This is a genomic window from Psychrobacter sp. M17(2026) (genome assembly GCF_055699815.1).
In genome coordinates this window covers 740725-758990 of sequence record NZ_CM146741.1, presented here as the reverse complement: position 1 = coordinate 758990, position 18266 = coordinate 740725, and the positions used below count along the sequence as shown (strand labels likewise).

The 18266-nt window shown below is 41.9% G+C and carries 19 protein-coding genes; 6 read left to right on the top strand and 13 right to left on the bottom strand.

What is annotated here, in order from left to right:
- Positions 1 to 119 precede the first annotated feature (119 nt).
- Both pssA and ACR63T_RS03320 read right to left on the bottom strand, forming a co-directional pair.
- Complete coding sequence (pssA, locus tag ACR63T_RS03325) at positions 120 to 1058, bottom strand: CDP-diacylglycerol--serine O-phosphatidyltransferase (RefSeq protein ID WP_472784760.1); 939 nt, start codon at positions 1056 to 1058, stop codon at positions 120 to 122.
- A gap of 17 nt (positions 1059 to 1075) precedes the next feature.
- The gene (locus tag ACR63T_RS03320; RefSeq protein ID WP_201572252.1) at positions 1076 to 1951 is read right to left on the bottom strand and encodes a 23S rRNA (adenine(2030)-N(6))-methyltransferase RlmJ; all 876 of its coding nucleotides are present in this window, start codon (positions 1949 to 1951) and stop codon (positions 1076 to 1078) included.
- 153 nt (positions 1952 to 2104) lie between these two features.
- On the opposite strand from ACR63T_RS03320, the gene ACR63T_RS03315 reads away from it, so the two are divergent.
- The 3 genes from ACR63T_RS03315 to ACR63T_RS03305 all read left to right on the top strand — a co-directional run bounded on the left by ACR63T_RS03315 (position 2105) and on the right by ACR63T_RS03305 (position 5009).
- On the top strand, positions 2105 to 2893 hold the full coding sequence (locus ACR63T_RS03315; RefSeq protein ID WP_472784759.1) for a 2OG-Fe(II) oxygenase: 789 nt from the start codon (positions 2105 to 2107) through the stop codon (positions 2891 to 2893).
- A gap of 69 nt (positions 2894 to 2962) precedes the next feature.
- Positions 2963 to 4174, top strand: a complete 1212-nt coding sequence (dapE, locus tag ACR63T_RS03310; protein ID WP_472784758.1) for a succinyl-diaminopimelate desuccinylase — start codon at positions 2963 to 2965, stop codon at positions 4172 to 4174.
- Complete coding sequence (locus ACR63T_RS03305) at positions 4167 to 5009, top strand: DUF5984 family protein (RefSeq protein WP_472784757.1); 843 nt, start codon at positions 4167 to 4169, stop codon at positions 5007 to 5009. Before dapE ends, ACR63T_RS03305 begins: the two co-directional genes overlap by 8 nt.
- Before the next feature lie 100 nt (positions 5010 to 5109).
- Here ACR63T_RS03305 and ACR63T_RS03300 read toward each other — a convergent pair whose 3' ends face one another.
- The 6 genes from ACR63T_RS03300 to ACR63T_RS03275 form a co-directional block, all read right to left on the bottom strand.
- The gene (locus ACR63T_RS03300; RefSeq protein WP_472784756.1) at positions 5110 to 5631 is read right to left on the bottom strand and encodes a GyrI-like domain-containing protein; all 522 of its coding nucleotides are present in this window, start codon (positions 5629 to 5631) and stop codon (positions 5110 to 5112) included.
- Positions 5632 to 5715: 84 nt separating this feature from the next.
- Positions 5716 to 5925 carry a Fe-S cluster assembly protein IscX gene (iscX, locus tag ACR63T_RS03295; protein WP_201572234.1) on the bottom strand — a complete coding sequence of 70 codons (210 nt, stop codon included), beginning with the start codon at positions 5923 to 5925 and terminating at the stop codon, positions 5716 to 5718.
- A 188-nt stretch (positions 5926 to 6113) separates the two neighbouring features.
- Positions 6114 to 6656 (bottom strand): acyl-CoA thioesterase, encoded by a 543-nt coding sequence (locus ACR63T_RS03290; RefSeq protein ID WP_472784755.1) that lies wholly within the window; start codon positions 6654 to 6656, stop codon positions 6114 to 6116.
- Positions 6657 to 6858: 202 nt separating this feature from the next.
- Positions 6859 to 8256 carry an NAD(P)(+) transhydrogenase (Re/Si-specific) subunit beta gene (locus ACR63T_RS03285; RefSeq protein ID WP_305899686.1) on the bottom strand — a complete coding sequence of 466 codons (1398 nt, stop codon included), beginning with the start codon at positions 8254 to 8256 and terminating at the stop codon, positions 6859 to 6861.
- The gene (locus ACR63T_RS03280) at positions 8253 to 8597 is read right to left on the bottom strand and encodes a proton-translocating transhydrogenase family protein (protein ID WP_472785221.1); all 345 of its coding nucleotides are present in this window, start codon (positions 8595 to 8597) and stop codon (positions 8253 to 8255) included. The genes ACR63T_RS03285 and ACR63T_RS03280 overlap by 4 nt, the downstream gene beginning before the upstream one ends.
- A 136-nt stretch (positions 8598 to 8733) precedes the next feature.
- Positions 8734 to 9897: an NAD(P) transhydrogenase subunit alpha gene (locus tag ACR63T_RS03275; RefSeq protein ID WP_472784754.1), complete on the bottom strand. Its 1164-nt coding sequence runs from the start codon at positions 9895 to 9897 to the stop codon at positions 8734 to 8736.
- 464 nt (positions 9898 to 10361) lie between these two features.
- On the opposite strand from ACR63T_RS03275, the gene yaaA reads away from it, so the two are divergent.
- Complete coding sequence (gene yaaA, locus ACR63T_RS03270) at positions 10362 to 11150, top strand: peroxide stress protein YaaA (protein ID WP_472784753.1); 789 nt, start codon at positions 10362 to 10364, stop codon at positions 11148 to 11150.
- Positions 11151 to 11214: 64 nt separating this feature from the next.
- Here the strand turns inward: yaaA and ACR63T_RS03265 are convergent, their stop codons facing one another.
- From ACR63T_RS03265 to ACR63T_RS03255, 3 genes are all read right to left on the bottom strand, one after another.
- Complete coding sequence (locus tag ACR63T_RS03265) at positions 11215 to 11604, bottom strand: hypothetical protein (protein ID WP_472784752.1); 390 nt, start codon at positions 11602 to 11604, stop codon at positions 11215 to 11217.
- Positions 11605 to 11911: 307 nt separating this feature from the next.
- Positions 11912 to 13558, bottom strand: coding sequence for a chaperonin GroEL (gene groL / locus ACR63T_RS03260; protein ID WP_305899682.1), 1647 nt, complete (start codon positions 13556 to 13558; stop codon positions 11912 to 11914).
- Between the two features lie 54 nt (positions 13559 to 13612).
- Positions 13613 to 13903, bottom strand: a complete 291-nt coding sequence (locus ACR63T_RS03255) for a co-chaperone GroES (RefSeq protein ID WP_201572212.1) — start codon at positions 13901 to 13903, stop codon at positions 13613 to 13615.
- Positions 13904 to 14401: 498 nt separating this feature from the next.
- Between ACR63T_RS03255 and ACR63T_RS03250 the strand changes: the two genes are divergently transcribed.
- On the top strand, positions 14402 to 15133 hold the full coding sequence (locus tag ACR63T_RS03250; protein WP_472784751.1) for a DUF3108 domain-containing protein: 732 nt from the start codon (positions 14402 to 14404) through the stop codon (positions 15131 to 15133).
- 88 nt (positions 15134 to 15221) lie between these two features.
- Here ACR63T_RS03250 and ACR63T_RS03245 read toward each other — a convergent pair whose 3' ends face one another.
- Positions 15222 to 15761, bottom strand: coding sequence for a hypothetical protein (locus ACR63T_RS03245; RefSeq protein WP_318281993.1), 540 nt, complete (start codon positions 15759 to 15761; stop codon positions 15222 to 15224).
- Between the two features lie 66 nt (positions 15762 to 15827).
- Positions 15828 to 16445 carry an NAD(P)H:quinone oxidoreductase gene (gene wrbA / locus ACR63T_RS03240; RefSeq protein WP_201572208.1) on the bottom strand — a complete coding sequence of 206 codons (618 nt, stop codon included), beginning with the start codon at positions 16443 to 16445 and terminating at the stop codon, positions 15828 to 15830.
- Positions 16446 to 16720: 275 nt separating this feature from the next.
- On the opposite strand from wrbA, the gene ACR63T_RS03235 reads away from it, so the two are divergent.
- Entirely contained in the window at positions 16721 to 18259 is a 1539-nt protein-coding gene (locus tag ACR63T_RS03235) for a YihY/virulence factor BrkB family protein (protein ID WP_305899681.1), read from the top strand.
- The last annotated feature ends 7 nt before the right edge of the window (positions 18260 to 18266 follow it).

Sequence of the window (18266 nt, the reverse complement as noted above, 5' to 3'; positions counted from 1 at the left end):
AAAGCTATAATTAAAGCTATTAAGCCTACTGTAATAGTAGGCTTAATAGTTCTTTTGAAATCAAATTTTGGAAGTTCATTGAAGTTATCGCTAAAAGCGACTGTTTTACTATGCTTTTATTAGCTACCTGCTTTTGCTTTCATAGTAGTTACGATACCTGATAACGCATAGATAATACCAATAGCGAGAATACCAACAGGTATGTCGTAAATAGCAATACTCAACACCAATACCGCAATAATTAACGCTACAAAAGGTACTTTCTTTTTATCAAACTCTTTAAAGCTATAGTATTTGACATTGCTGACCATGAGCAAACCACATATTACCACCCAAGCAGCAAACAAACCCATTATCAAACCATCATATTGACCAACCCATTGACGGTGATCGATTGCGACCATTACCGCAGAAGTAACCAAAATAGCTGCTAATGGACTGGCTAAACCGACAAAGTACTTCTTATCAACGATACCAACCTGCACATTAAAGCGAGCTAAACGAAAAGCGCCACAAGCGGTAAATACAAAAGCACAGCCGAGGCCAATACGACCTAAAGGTTGTAACGCAAAGCTATAAATCAAAATCGCAGGTGCAATCCCAAAAGCGAGCATATCAGCTAATGAGTCATACTGCTCGCCAAATGGGCTCTGCGCATTTAGCATGCGTGCGACACGTCCATCTGCACCATCCAAGATAGCCGATAAAAATATAGCCAATGCCGCCTTATAAAACTCGCCACTGGTGCTAGCTAAGATCGAATAAAACCCTGATAGTAACGATAAAGTGGTAATCAAATTAGGCGCTAAATAGACCCCACGGCTGACGACTTGCTCACCCTCAGCAACTTCTGCTTCAATAACTTCAAAAGTTAGCCCATCATAGTTATCATTATCCGCTAAGCGTATATTGAAATCGTGCTCATCTATAAAGGGTGGCTGAGTTGCCGCGTTATCACTAATATTATTTAGCTTATCGTTGGGTGATAGCTCAGCACCTTGTTTATCAATCAATTTTTTATCAGTGACTTGTTTATCAGTGCTCGTGTCAGTGCTCATAATGCATCCTTACTCATTTATTCGCCAACTAACCAGCGTACATTGGTCGCGCTATCAGGAGATAGATTAGGTGCATCAGCTACTTTTAAGATAGGCTGTAAAAAGCGTAAAATCTCACGGGCATGATTATCAAACTGCCAAGGCGGATTGATAATAAGCATGCCAGTACCATTAAGCCCAACAGCGACATCATTGGGATAAATATTAAGCTCACAAATAAGCTGGCGTCGCATCTCAGTGCGCTTTAGCTTTTTATAAAACAGCTCAACGGCATCAATATTCTTAATCGGAAACCATAGCGCATAAGTGCCCTGTGGCCATTTTGTATAAGCGGCGACCAGCAAATCAATGAGACGAGTGAAGTCTTTATGCTCTTGCTCATACGGTGGATCTAACACAATTAAACCACGTTTTTCTTTTGGAGGAATGACCGCAGTGATACCTTCAAAAGCATCACGGTGCTGAATACCAATTGGCAACTTATGTAGTTGATAATTTAGCGCATCATACTCAGAAGCTTTGGCTTCAAATGCCTCACCACGCACGCCAGCATCTGCATTGGTTTCGATATGATGAGCAATCCACCACGGCGAACCTGGGCAGACTTTACTATCATAGACAAAACGGGCGTGCTTGACACCTTCTACATACTGTTTAACAGCCGCAGGAGCTTTGTCCGTATCAGCATTCATAACGGCTTGAATGCCGCCTTTTGCTTCACCTGTTTTGCGTGCCTCTTCACTACTGAGCGAATACAATCCGCGTCCGCCATAAGCGTCGAGCACATAAAAGGGCTTGTTTTTTTGGCCCAATTGATTGAGTAGTTGTATGAGTAAAATGTGTTTGACCACATCGGCAAAATTACCAGCGTGATAGGCATGTTTATAGTTCATAGTTGGTCACAATGTGAAAAGTTTAAGTGAGAAAAATTGCATCTATGGTAGCATAGGATAGCTAAAAGATAACGATGCTTTTGGTAATGGTTTTGACATTCAGCGCTCTCTTAGCCGTTAATACAGCCGTTACTAAACAAAGGGCAGGACAAAATGACAGCAATTATCAGTAACCTTGAGCTGACAGACTTGAATCTAACCCCTATAGCGGTCAGTAATCCTATAGGCGCAGACAATCCACCCCTGCTTATACCTAGTAATAAGCTTACCTCTGTCATCGATGCTACCGATAATACCAGTATCCCCACGCAACAAGTGCTAGAGAGTGCTGACTTTGAGGTGAATTGGCAAGCTAAGCTGACTGACGCTCAGCTTGATACCTTAGTCAATGACGGCTGGCTCATTATTGATCAGGTATTTACTCATAAAGCGTTATTAGCTTTGCAAGCGGAAAGTGGCTTTATCAACTATCGAGAGGCGCAGCTGACCGCTGGCATCCGCATCAGCGATATTCGCGGTGATAGAATTCGCTGGATCACTGAGAACTTCTTTGCTGGTTATTTTTATCTACAAAGTATTAATGAGCTGGCGAAAACTCTTAATCGTCACCTATACACAGGTATTCGCCATAGTGAAGCGCATTATGCTTGCTACCCTATCGGCTTTGGCTATCAGTGGCATAGTGATAATCCTGCTGGGCGCGATGAGCGCGTTATCTCAGCAGTGTTCTATCTCAATGATAATTGGGAGAGTATGGATGGCGGCGCATTAGAAGTCGTGGACAATTATGGCGTGCATCATGAGGTAATGCCCGTTGCCAATCGCTTGATTATCTTCGATAGTGATTTACAACATCAAGTACAAATCGCCCATCGCCAGCGCTACTCTATCGCGACATGGATGCGCCGCGATGGTTTAGTACCGTTCGTTGAAGAAAGTTAAAACACTAAGTCACAGTTATTTATATTAATATCTGCATTAATAAAAACTATTTTGATAAAAAGGCTCATCATGTCTCCTAGTAATAAAAATACCTTAGCTCAAACTCATCAACAAGCCACTTTAGATCTTAGCATCGCTTTACTGGAACGTCCCTCAGTCACCCCTGATGATGATGGCTGCCAAGATATTTTATCTGAGCGTTTGACACAGGCAGGATTTGATTGCGAGTTTATGTATTTCGGTGATAGAGACCAAACAGGTGAACATGCTGAAGTCAAAAACTTATGGGCAAGGCGCGGGACAAGTGACCCTGTGATTTGCTTTGCCGGTCATACTGATGTCGTGCCAACAGGCGATGTCAATAATTGGACTTATCCGCCATTTACCCCGACTATTGAAGACGGTTATCTATGGGCGCGTGGCGCTGCTGATATGAAAACAGGTATTGCTGCTTTTACTGTCGCTGCCGAGCGCTTTGTCGCTAACTATCCTGAGCACAAAGGCTCAATTGCCTTTTTGATTACTTCTGATGAAGAAGGGCCATCCATCAATGGCACAGTAAAAGTCATAGAAACCTTAGAAGCTCGTCAAGAAAAAATAACTTACTGCTTAGTCGGTGAGCCATCAAGTACCGATACTCTCGGTGATGTTATAAAAAACGGTCGTCGTGGCTCACTGGGTGCATGGTTAACGGTAACTGGCAAGCAAGGTCATGTCGCCTATCCGCATTTGGCATCCAATCCTATTCATGCGGCGATGGCAGCGCTTAGCGAGCTAACGGCTGCGACTTGGGATAATGGTAATGACTATTTCCCGGCCACCTCACTGCAAATCTCCAATATCAATAGTGGCACGGGCGCCACCAATGTCATTCCTGAAACGCTGAATGCAGTCTTCAACTTTCGTTTCTCCACTGAAACTACAGAGGATGAGCTAAAGACGAAAACTCATGCGATATTTGATAAGCATTTTACCTATAGCAAAGCTGATTATAAAATCAATTGGAAATTATCAGGTCAGCCTTTTTTAACGCCTGAAGGTAAGTTAGTCTCAGCTTGCCAGCAAGCTATTAAATCAGTAACAGGTACAGATACCACCCTATCCACTTCTGGTGGCACATCCGACGGACGCTTTATCGCCCCGACTGGCGCGCAAGTGGTTGAGCTGGGTGTGCGTAACGCGACGATTCATCAAGTCGATGAAAAAGTTGAGGTTGATGATTTGGGTAAGTTAGCGCAGATTTATGAGGGAATTTTGGAGGGGTTACTTTTAGATGACTAAGCCACTTTTAGATTTTGAATTTAAAGACCTTGAAACTAGTATTACTGGAAGTGGATTGATTTGGTATTTCTTAACTGATAGCTTTTTTTGGCTCAATGTCGGTGATGATACACTCTTTGAATTCACTGATGAGGTTATTGAAACTTGGGCGAAGAATGGTCGTCCTACACCCGATTACTCTTATGAAAAATGTATGAGTTATCCTTTAGTTAGGTTATGGGAAGACATGATAAAAATTTTGCCTACTATAATGGAGCCTGTTCCGATTGAATTTCATAAGCTCTTTATGCTGCCTTTAGATGTGATTGCTAGTTATCCAGAAAAATGGGAAGAATATAGTCAACTGCAAGAGCAAAAAATTAAATATAAAAAACACGGTTTGCCTTTTAACAAACCTTTCTTTTTTGATAATCATATGTTGAATACTTGGTACATTGCAGATTCGCCCAGCTTACACTTTTGGCGCTACAAAGACGATATGTGGTTTACTTGGGACTTCACTGGTCATTTTGAAATAGATAAAGATACTCAACAACGAGTTAACGTGTGGACGGCTACAAAAGGAACATATCACTTACCATTTGATGAATTCATGCGAGAGTTTAATAACTTTAATCATCGAATGGTAACTGAAATGGGAATTAGGATTAATACTATTCTAAATTCTACAGAGCTTCAAAAACTTTATCCTGATAACTATGACTTCGATAATTTAAGACAGGATCATGAAAGGCGCAAACAAACTTTAGAACAAAAAATTAAAAACTATTCATCACCATTTGACTGGGAAGAATTGGTTGAGCATCATAAACAAGCGGGGATCATTCTTGACTAAAACTTTTATATATTATTTCAATGACTTTGGAAAATCAATCGAATCGGTGGGTTACGTTTAAGCTAACCCACCCTACAGCAACTACCTTTTATTAACAGTCTCACTCAATCCCAATATACAGCTCAACCTGACCATACTCTAGATTACCTTCAACATAACGCTCAAAATCGACACCGAAAGTTCTAGTGTGTTCGCAATCACGATCATGGAAATATTCCCACGCCTTCTCCCATGCGTTCATTACCGTATTGGGCATATACCCTTCCTCGCTAAATACCAAATACTTACCAGCAGGGATAGTCACTGATACAACATCGCTAGAATGAGCAGCGCTAAGCACACTCTCAGCACTTAGAACATTCTCGCCCTCCGTCTGCTCATCTTCTGCTTTCCAACTAGCAACTACATCGAATGCACTGACTAAATCATCGCTCTCATAGTTATGATAGATACCATAAATATCAGCACCTTGCGCCAAATGGCTAACATGATTCTGATGAAACTTTTGCCAGAGCCGACCTAACTTTGCTGTGTCATGGCTGATTTCAGCATTATTGGTAGTGCGAATGCTAATACCTTTGCAGTTTATTGCTTCTGCTAGCTGTTGAACGTCTGAACTCATAATAGCGCCTGTTTTTTAATTTATGATTTTAAACTTATAATTATTAAAATAGATGTTTAGGTTCTATAACATGATTAAATAAATTTAATCCGCCTCATCAATCCAATTCATTTGAATGGCTTCTAAAATACCTTCATTTGAGCGCTGCGGATCATCATCAAAGCCTTCAAGCTCAGTGACCCAACGATGCAAGTCCGTAAAGCGTATATATTGCGGATCGGTCTCGGGGAATTTCTCATACAGCTCGATAGCAATATCTAAACTGTCCGTCCATTTTAATTTTTGCGGGATCATAATCGCTCCTTAATAAAGCTATTTAGTTCGATAAAAATAATATGTCTATCCTAACAAAATTCATGCGTCGATTGTAGCTTTTGTAGGGTGCTTTACAAGCACCTTTTACTATATAAGATCTTAATAATGGTGCTTAAAAAGTACCCTACATTTATTTCATTAGCATTTTTAATTCATTCAATATCGGCTTATCGTTTCGGCTCTACAGATTTTACCGCCACTTGATGAGCATTCCATGTAGTAATAACCTCAGTTAACTGCTCGCCTGCCATCTCTAGAATCGTTGGCGTATGTATTTTGCCGCGCTTGTCTTTGAGTACAAACTTAGTCATACCCACGCCCATTAATTGGTTTTTGACAAAGAAGCGAGTTTCAAAATAAACGTACTTTTTATCCCAACCAGCCAGCACACTACTCACTGTCATCTTATTCAAAAATTTGATTTCTTTGAGATAAATCATCTCTTGCATAGCGATGACCCACTGTAAATTTCTGATACCCTTTTTATGGCAGCAAGTTATAGCCCAACGAGTAATATTCAGCTCTATAAAAGATAAATAGCGATAATTAGGCAGATGATCACGAAAACCCATGTCATGCGGTAACACCCGATAGCTACTTATAATCGGAGCACTTAGAGTTTCTATTGTTAACTTCTTAGTTGACGACTGTTGTTTTAGCACTTGCTTAAGTAAATGAGTCATAATAAAAAAACGCAGTAACATATTCATAGATAATTCTCTAATTATTTTTAGGTATGGATAAAAGTTATAAAAAATAAATCAAAACCCTTCAACGCAAAAAAGCCACCGTAGTGACTTTTTTACTGTACGTTACTCTAAACGCCTATTCGACTATCTTAACATTACTATCGATTATCAGTAGTATAGAGCTTAGACGCTAGGGTCTAGCTCAAGCTTACTGACAATATAATCAATGAGCGCCGTTAATACTGCGTACCATCTCTTCAACCATCTTCTTGGCATCACCAAATATCATCATGGTTTTATCCATATAGAACAGACTGTTATCAAGACCTGCATAGCCTGTATTCATTGAGCGTTTGATGACCATTACCGTTTGCGCTTTGGTAACTTCTAATATTGGCATCCCAAAGATAGGTGACGCTGGATCTTCTTTCGCAGATGGGTTGACGACATCGTTAGCGCCAATCACTAACACCACATCCGTGCCCGCAAAGTCAGAGTTGATCTCATCCATCTCGATGATATCGTCATAAGGCACATCCGCCTCAGCGAGCAAGACATTCATATGCCCAGGCATACGACCTGCGACAGGATGGATCGCAAAGCGTACTCTGACGCCTTCATCTTTTAGTAGCTCATATAATTCTTTGACCGCGTTTTGTGCGCGACCTTGCGCCATGCCATAACCCGGTACGATAATGACATCACTCGAATTCGCCATTAAGAAACCAGCGTCTTCAGCTGAGCCTGATTTGTAATTCTTTGGTGCGCCATCATCCGCGCCGCCCGCTACCGCTGATGTACCCATACCGCCAAACAAGACGTTCAGTAACGAACGGTTCATCGCTTTACACATGATATAAGATAGAATCGCACCTGATGAGCCAACGAGCGAACCTGCGATAATGAGCATTGAATTGCCAAGGGTAAAGCCAATACCAGCCGCTGCCCAACCAGAGAAGGAGTTGAGTAATGAAACCACTACAGGCATATCACCGCCACCGATTGGTGCAATCCACATCCACCCAAAGACAATCGCTAGTACTGTCATCGCATAAAAGGCAGGTAGGGAATCGGTCATGAAGTAGACCGCACCAAAGCCAATCATAGCGATAAATAACAACGCCTGTACGGGCTTGACCCAAGCACCGACTAAAGTCTTTGCCCAGCTCTTAGCGGCAAGCTTGCCAAAGGCAAAAAAGGAGGCTGAAAAGGTAATCGCTCCAATAAAGCAACCGATAAATAGCTCTAAGCGGGTGACAGTGCTATAGGCTACTTCGGTATGCAGTACCGTAGCTAAGGCAATAGCGACTGCAGCTAGACCTACGAAGGAATGCATTAAAGCGACTGTCTCTGGCATTTGCGTCATCGCCACCGTACGCGCTTTCCACAAACCAACAATAGCACCTAGCACCATAGCGCCGACAATCATCCAAAGTATAGGTCCTTCGGCTAAGAAAAAGGTCGTAACAATGGCAATAGCCATCGCCGCCATTCCGAAGCGATTACCTCTGATAGCCGTCTTTGGACTAGATAGACCACGCAGGGTTAAGACGAATAAAATAGCGCCTACTAAGTAAAACCAGTCTGCATTAGTAGCAATCAATGTTGTTAAATCACTCATACTTCGCTCCCGTTCTCACTAACATCAGAAGCGACAATTACTTTTTTGGGTTTGGGTCTAAACATCGAGAGCATCCGTTCTGTCACCGCAAAACCACCAAAAATATTAACGCTCGCCAAAAACACCGCGAAAGCGCCGAGTAAGCTAGTTGCGGTAAAGGCACTGCCGTCAATGGTGACGGTCTGTAGCATAGCCCCTACTATGACAATACTAGAGAGCGCATTGGTCACTGCCATCAGTGGGGTATGCAGTGCTGGCGTCACCCCCCAAACCACGTAGTACCCGACAAAAATAGCCAGTACAAATATGGTAAAAATCGCTACAAAGGGCGTGCTACCCATGGCGTCACCAGCTGTTGATGCTGCTAGAACGGTCGCAATCATTTTATCCTCCTTAATTTATTCAATACTATTAATTTGATGCTTTTGATTCAATAACTCTTGATTCAATAATCATAGCCATTAACTTGAGCAAAAATTAGCGTTTAGTAAGTCGTACTTGACCGTCATAAGTCACGGCTAATGCGCCCTGAATTTCATCATCCATATCTAGATTCAAGGTTAAATCATTGGCTGCGCTTTCACCTTCTACTTCAGCGATCAGCGTAGTAATAAAGTTCACCAAATTATTGGCGTATAGATCGGATGACTGGGCGGCTAGCAATGATGGAATATTATCAGCGCCTACGATACGCACCCCATTATCAGTAGTGATGGTTTCATCGGCGACGCTGCCTTCAACATTACCGCCAGTACCTGCAGCCATATCGATCAAGACTGAGCCTGCTTTCATTTTGGCAAGGGTGGCTTGATGTATCAGTCGTGGTGCTTGGCGACCAGGTATCTGCGCCGTAGTAATAACGATATCGGCTGCACTCACGGCTTTGTCTACGACCGCTGCTTGGTCTTTGATATATTGCTCTGAAGGTGTCCAAGCATAGCCGCCTGTAGACTTAGCGGTTTGCGCTTCGGCTTCACTCATCGGTACATCTAGCCATTTACCACCAAGCGACTCGACTTGCTCACGAGCCGTCGGGCGTAAATCACTAGCTTCGACTACCGCGCCCAAACGTTTAGCGGTTGCAATCGCTTGCAGGCCTGCAACGCCTACACCTAATATCACCACTTTAGCAGGCTTGACTGTTCCTGCTGAGGTCATAAACATCGGAAACGGTCGGGTATATTCGTTGGCCGCTAACAATACCGCCTTATAACCTGCCAAATTGGCCTGTGAAGACAGCACATCCATATTCTGCGCCCGTGACAAAGTGCGTGGCAGCAGCTCCATAGCATAGGCCGTCACGCCTTTAGTCGCATAGCTATCAAGGTTGGTATTACGATAAGGATCAAGCATACCGATAACAATCTGACCCAAGCTTAGCTGCTCGACCAAAGAGGCTGGCAAGTCATGAACAGTAGTAATGATACGAACATCGGCAATCGTCTGGGCAGCAGTAGCAGCGATGCTAGCGCCAGCGGCTTGATAGCTGGCATCATCATAATAAGCGCCGCGACCAGCACCAGCCTGTACAATGACCTCAAAGCCAAGCTTGCTTAGCTTTTTTACGGCGTCTGGGGTGATAGCGACTCGATTCTCATGAGCACTGTCTGTCTGATCTGCACTGATTACACCGATTTTCATACCGTCTCCTTATAACAAATAATTTTGATTAGCGTCTATTATTAGTCGCTTATTGATAGCCGTTTATTGTTGAAACATCCTACTAAAGGCATTATTAGTAGTACAGAGCTTGTTCACGCCTAAGAATAGCCGCTATCTGCATAATCTCATATATTTAATAAATACTTTTGGCTGTTTCATCATTTTTATTTATTATAGAGATACCTTGACGTACTATTCATTGACTATTGATGACTCACAAGTAAATAAAAAGTTAAGTTAAAACTTTTTACTATAACTTTTATTGCTGCATCCAAACCTTTTATTGCTATCAATATCACCGAATCAGAACCCATATAAACTTAGGTATACTTAAGTCAACTTAGGTTTTGGCAGGGGAAAATGTAGCGACTCACTCCTTTATGCTATGGTAGCGATATCATATTAATAAATCACCAAGACAATAATCAGAACAAGGAATAAATATGTATTTTGTACTCTCTCCTGCAAAATCCTTAAATGAGACCGATGCTGTGCCATTAAATCTTGGCAATTATTATAGTCAGCCCGCCCTTATTGAAGACTCAGCTGCGCTCATAAAAAACCTCAAAGCTAAAGATCCGATAGACTTGCAAGAATTGATGAGTATTTCTGACGATCTAGCACAATTGAATGCACAGCGCAATCAAGCGTGGCAGCTACCCTTTACCTCTGATAATGCTAAGCCTGCGACTTATCTATTCGATGGCGATGTCTATACCGGGCTTGCCAGCTATGAGATGGATAAAGAGACCATATTATATCTAAACGAGCACTTAGGTATTCTGTCAGGGCTATATGGTCTACTAAAACCTTTGGATTTGATGCTACCGTATCGATTAGAGATGGGCACTAAGCTTAAAAATGAGCAAGGTGATAACCTCTATGAGTTTTGGGGTGAGAAAATCACTGATGCTATCAATACCCAAATGGCAAATAGTGAAGACAAAGTGCTGATCAATCTTGCATCAAATGAATACTTTAAAGCAGTCAAGAAAAAGGCATTAGATGCGCAAGTTATCACGCCTAGATTTGAGGATGAGAAAAATGGCACGTATAAAGTCATTAGCTTTTATGCTAAAAAAGCCCGTGGCCTTATGGTGAAATATGCAGCTGATAATAAATTGACTGATGCTGAGCAGCTTAAGGGATTTGATTTAGCTGGGTATTATTATTGTGCAGATGTGTCTGATGATCAGACTTGGGTATTTAGACGGGACGCTGCAAGTCAGTAGTTTTTGAAAAAGATATCTAACTTGCACAATAAAACCCCGATAAGCTCAGCCTATCGGGGTTTTGTTATATTTTAGAGGCTTCTTTATTTATATCAGGACATCCTTTTCTATTGTACTGTGTTGAAACCGCTTCATACTTACCTTTTAAAAGGGCGTAGTCAGATTGAAGTGTACCGTCACCTCCTTCTAAAAAGAAAAGTACTGGCCAGAATAGTACTAAACCAACACCCATTTGCCATGCGTCAGCTGATGCTTTTTTATCTACTTGGCCAGTAATTGTACCTACTCTTTGAGATATATCTCTCATTTCATTTTCCAAAGCAGAACAGCTATAACTAGCGTATTCATTTGGAGACACGTAAGTTGCAGAAATATTAGTAGATTTTGTTGCACATCCGCTCATGACAAAACTAATAGTTAAAGCAAAAACAGTAATAGATAATTTATTTCTCAATGAATATCCCTTTTATTTTTAGTTGAATTTCTAAGTATTCAATAAACAAAAGTATAATGCCATTTTTTCAAAAAAATTACAATAGCACACAATACTGTAATAATTTAGTGTGTAAATCAGCTTCAGTAAATAAACGCTTTCATACCGACTCGGATCAATAAGCAATATAAAAGCGAGCTAAACACTCAGGATATTTTTCCTGACCTTACAGTAAATAATAAGTAGTACATTCCAAGTAAAAACCCCAATAAGCTCTCGCCTATCAGGGTTTTACTTTACTAAGCTTTACAGATTAATGAAGCATAAATTACATCATGCCGCCCATACCGCCCATACCGCCCATTCCACCACCGCCCATGCCAGCCATAGGATCAGCGCTTTCTGGTAAATCAGTGATCATAACTTCAGTAGTCAACATGAGACCTGCGACAGAAGCTGCGTTTTCTAGTGCTGAACGAGCAACTTTAGCTGGATCTAGGATACCCATCTCAAGCATATCGCCGTATTCACCAGACGCAGCATTGTAACCGTAGTTACCGCTACCGCTTTTGACTTCGTTAACCACTACTGAGGCTTCTTCGCCTGAGTTGGTCACGATTTGACGTAATGGTGCTTCCATGGCGCGACGTAGGATATTGATACCCGCGTTTTGGTCATCGTTGTCGCCACGTAGCTCAGACAATGCATTCATTGCACGAACTAAGGCAACGCCGCCGCCAGGAACTACGCCTTCTTCAACCGCAGCGCGAGTCGCATGTAGCGCATCGTCAACACGATCTTTTTTCTCTTTCATTTCAGTTTCAGTCGCAGCGCCAACTTTGATAACGGCAACGCCGCCAGCTAGTTTTGCCATACGCTCTTGAAGCTTTTCTTTGTCGTAATCAGACGTTGATTCTTCAACTTGACGTTTGATAGATTCAACACGGTTTTCGATATCAGCAGAGTTACCAGCACCGTCAACGATTACGGTGTTTTCTTTACCGATAGTAACTTTTTTAGCCGTACCCAATTGCTCAAGAGTCGCAGTCTCAAGGCTCAAACCAATCTCTTCAGAGATAACCGTACCGCCAGTTAACGTTGCGATATCTTCTAGCATGGCTTTACGACGATCGCCAAAACCTGGTGCTTTAACGGCACAAGTTTTCAAGCCGCCACGCATGTTGTTGACAACCAATGTCGCCAATGCTTCGTTTTCTACGTCTTCAGCGATGATCAGCAATGGCTTGCTCTGCTGCATGACTTGCTCAAGTAATGGCACGATTTCGCGGATATTGCTGATTTTTTTATCAACTAGTAAGATATATGGGTTTTCAAATTCAGCGGTCAAGCTATCTTGCTTATTAGCAAAATACGGGCTGATATAACCACGGTCAAACTGCATACCTTCGACAACTTCTAAGGTATCTTCAAAGCTTGAACCTTCTTCAACAGTGATAACACCTTGCTTACCGACTTTTTCCATCGCTTCAGCAATTAGTTCACCAATTTTGGTGTCTGAGTTGGCAGAGATAGAACCAACTTGGGCAATCGCTTTTGAATCGTCAGCTGGGGTTGATAGCAAATGAATTTGCTCAACAGCCGCGCGAACCGCTTTATCGATACCGCGTTTCAGATCCATTGGGTTCATGCCAGCAGCAACAGACTTCATGCCTTCTTGCAAGATTGACTGAGCCAATACAGTAGCTGTGGTTGTACCATCACCAGCAACATCATTAGTACGGCTAGCGACTTCACGAACCAATTGAGCGCCCATGTTTTCAAATTTGTTTTCAAGCTCGATTTCTTTGGCAACTGAAACACCATCTTTAGTGATGGTTGGGGCGCCAAATGACTTATCGATGACCACGTTGCGACCTTTAGGGCCTAGCGTTACTCGTACTGCATTTGCAAGGACGTTTACGCCGTCCATCATTTGTTTACGGGCATCTATACCGAATTTTACGTCTTTTGCCATTTTGATTTGCTCCAATTATTTATAGTTTTTAAAATATGATAAAGATTACTGCTATTAAGCTTCTAGCACGCCTAATACATCAGATTCTTTCATGATAAGTAACTCTTCGCCGTCAACTTTTACCGTTTGACCAGCATACTGACCGAATAATACTTTATCGCCAGCTTTGACATCTAAAGCACGAGTCTCGCCATTGTCACGAATTTGACCATTACCAGTTGCTAACACTTCGCCTTGTGACGGCTTTTCTTGGGCTGAACCAGGTAGTAAAATGCCACCCGCTGTTTTTGTTTCTTCTTCTATGCGGCGGACTACGATACGATCATGTAAAGGACGGATATTCATTAATATGACTCCAAAAGGTTAGTTATTTGAGGTTAAAATTATTTAATGTAGCGGTCTTAATATCATTATCTTTTAGTACTGTTTTTAGACACTCACCGTAGCGAAGATAACTATTAAGCTTGTCCCCAAAAGTGGGGGCAATAATAGATATCTTCAAGTGTAAAGCTAAAAACATTACAACAATATTATTGGCCATCGTCGTCTAACACTCTCTAAAAGTGTGATATTTCTAGAACAATAGCAGGAAGCTGCAGCCCCAAAATAACAGTGTCTGTTTATCATAATTAGAGTTTAGCCCGTAGCTTTACTTACACGGCGTTACCCATAGTCAAGACTCAAGACTTTTTGGCAAGATTGCATACAGCATCTAAACATCTATAGCGCGGCTCACTCTTGAAAATGTAACAGGATATGACCATTATAGGAGTTGAGCAAAGAGCTATACCTATACCTTTATAACAATAGCTAATAAATTAAAAAATACATTAAGGAAGCTTTATGAACGCTACTATTCAAACAACACGCAGCAAGCTCTTATCCACATTAACAATGGGTGCAAGTGTCGCTGCTATTGGAGCCTTAAGCATGACTACCCCGACTCTCGCTAACGCAAAAACTATCGCACCCTCAAGTGCTGATTATAGCTTTACCGTTGAAGACAAATATAAAGGAGTGGCTACTCGCACACTAAGCAAGTCAGGCAACGTTTGGAAATACGATGTCAATGCTCTAGTCGCTAAAGTTGCCAGCGCTTCGCAAAAAAGTACTTTTGTCATTAATGGCAACAATGTAGCCCCAACTCAGGCCAGCACAACTTACAAATTGTTTGGAATTGGTCGTACTCACAGCCTCAGCTTTAATTCAGGCAATAAAAAAGTGGCTAGTACTTATAAAGGCAAAACGGTTAATCTAAATATGGCGCAGCAAGCCTTTGATGATTTAAGCTTAGAAGTACAAATTCGCCAAGACTTGTTAAATGGTAAATTCTCTGGCAACTACTATATGGCCAAAAAAGATAAAATTGAAAAAACCCCGTTTAAAAACTCAGGCAAAGCCAAAATCACGGTTCCTGCTGGTACTTTTGACACCGTACGCGTTGATCGTATCCATGATGATAATAGCCGCTCAACCAGCTTTTGGTTAGCGCCTAGCTTAGATTATCTACCGGTAAAGGTAAGCCAATTCAATGATGGTAAGAAAATGGATTTAGAATTAACCAAAGTAAATTAAGTTTTGCTTAGATAATATGGATTTTACAAAAAAAGCGGCGCTCTAAATATAGAGCGCCGCTTTTTATTTTACTACAACAAAATTTAAATTAATGAGAGCGAGGTTTTTTGATCACATTATTCATAGAAGGTAGACGCTTTAATAATAAAAACAACCACGTATTAATCAGCATCAGTAGAGCAAAATCGATACTATAAAGTAAAATCTCAAGCCAACCGCTACCATATAGTCTAACAAATAGCGTAACCCCACTAGCGCCTAGGTAAACCAAAGTCAACATGCTACCCACTAGCAGTACATAAGGAGATCTACCCTTAAAGATCGCAGGCGTAAAGATAAAGGCAGGTAATAGCCATAAGCCATACCAAACAATACCACCGAGAATATCAGGGCTATTAGGATTAACCATGCTAATAAATAAGGGCATAGCTAACAATCGATAAGCCAACCATAGCAGCCAAGTTATCACTAAACGCTTATGCATAGGCGCGATAGGCTTGCTGGTCTTAGTAGAGCGTGCTGGTGGTTTACCAATCGTAGCAGACCGCTTGGCTGCGGCAGCTTGATCAGTATCGGGCAGCGCTGATATGTCTAAGTCAGCTTTATTATCAGAGAGTTTATTAGTCATTAAAGATATCTACTTCCTAATTAAGCGCTGCTACTCACAGCAACGAACATAGCTTATTATTGTAGCTTAACGCTGCCAATCAGCTTTGGCCAAAGCGACCGCTGCAGTAGCCAGACGATACCCTTGAGCAACTGCTAACTCGCGCTCATCATTGGTCACTTTTTGGTCATGACCTGCACCACTGACATGGCTTGCGCCATAAGGCGTACCACCGCGCTGAGTGCGATTGAGCGCAGGCTCACCATAAGGCAAACCGACAATCATCATCCCATGATGGATCAGTGGCAGCATCATCGTAAGTAACGTGGTCTCTTGCCCTCCATGCATGGAGCCTGTAGCAGTAAATACTGAAGCAGGCTTATTTTGCAGGTTACCCGCCAGCCAAATAGTAACCGTATTATCCCAAAAGTACTTCAGTGGCGCGGCCATATTGCCAAAATGAGTCGGACTACCCAGCGCTAGACCCATACAGTCTTTTAGATCGTCCATCGTACAATACAGATCACCGTCATCTGGAATAGCAGGCGAGCTGGCAGTCGTTTCAGGAGCTACGGGCGGCACTGTGCGAATCCGCGCCGTCATGCCAGCATCTTCTATACCTTGTGCTATGGCATAAGCTAACGTTTTGGTCGTACCATGATTAGAATAATAAAGCACTAAGACATAAGGGGTATTCTGACTCATTAATAAAATCCTTTTTGAGGGAGCTGTTAAGCTTAAAATAGCTATCAGGCTTAGACACTAATTATACCATGCGTGGGTTGTCAGCTAATACATAAAGCTGTGACTGATTGACTTCCTAACTGTTTATTCCTAACTGCTTAATAGTCATCTAACGAGCATCTAAGTATCATAGTGACAGCAAGCGATAACTATGCATTTTGACACAAATTATGAGCAGAATTTAACGCTATAATTTTGTTACACTATCGTACCTCTACTGCTGCTAAATGACCGCTATGAATAATACCTTAAAAAAACTACCCTTTTTGCAGCAGCGCTGGTTTCAGTTTACCAAGTTTTTGATACGGCATTTTTTTGAAGATAACTGTCAGCAGAAGGCCGCTTCATTGACATATACAACGATGCTGTCAATCGTACCTATGTTGACAGTGCTGTTGATGATTTTGTCTTCTGTACCTGCACTCGCTTCAGTTCGAGCACAGATCTATGAAGTCATTTATAGCAATTTGCTGCCACAGTCGAGCATGCAGGTGAGTAAATACATCAATAGCTTTGCTGAAAAATCCTCTAACTTAACTATTATTGGCGCGATGATTTTATTTGTCACCACTATTGTGACTTTGACCACTATTGAGCGCGCCTTTAACCAAATCTGGCGGGTGGAAGATCGCTCAGGTGGTCTTAAGAGTATATTGCGCTATTGGACCATAGTGACTTTGGGACCTTTAGTGTTGGGTACAGCGTTTATAGCCTCAAGCGCAGTGCAAAGTTTGAGTTTTCTTAATCGTCAAATTGGTGGCTATGGTATCGACTGGGCATTTTGGATTCAACTGGTCACTATCGGTATAACGGTGACTGGCTTTATCGCTATGTATTGGTTTATACCTAAGGCAAAGGTGCCTTTTAAAAGTGCGGCGCTTGCTGGAGTTATTGTCGCTATTGTGTTCGAGATGCTCAAGCACGTTTTTGGCACTGTGATGACTAACTTTACCAGTTATGAGGCCATTTATGGTGCGTTTGCCGCGCTACCAATATTCTTATTATGGATATACCTGTCTTGGAATTTGATTCTATTAGGTGTGGAGATCAGTTATACCCTGACGATTTTTGATACCGAAGAGGTCTACCCGCGTCACCCTTTGCTTAGCTTATTGGATATGCTCAATTTGGTTTATAGTCGTCATCTAGAAGGCGATGCGGTCAGTGAGCAGGAGTTGCGTAAAGTATTAGGCCGTAAAGAGCTGCCAAAATGGTATACCTATATTAACTACTTACAAGATAGCAATCTAATTACGATGACCGCAGATGATGAGTATGTACTCAAAAAAGATCTGAGTAATATGACGCTATGGGACTTTTATCGGACACTACCCTATCCGTTGCCCATCAAAGATGAGCTGGATGAGATGAAGCATAATCAGCAAAAGCCATGGCTTAGCCTGTTAGTGGATCGCCTTGAGAACACCGAGAGCTATGCCAAAGAGCAACTTAATTTGCCATTAGCGACTATCTTCGTCCATAGCGCGCCGCGCGAAAAAACGCCAGCGGACAATAAAGATCATGACTATGAGCAAAAAGGTCGTGATAAAGTGCATAGCGATAACTCAACCCCGCATTTTGTCCCTGAAGCTTATGACAAAGACAGTATTGTTGTACATGACAACAACCATCACGAAGCCATCATTCCAGATGACCTTGAACCTAGCAAATCTAATAGAACCAATAACAAAAAGGCTACTCGCAGCGAGGCACAGCCTATTTTATCCAAAGACAATATCATCACCGAAGCTGATAACCCCGAAATGTTTAAGTAGCTTTTAT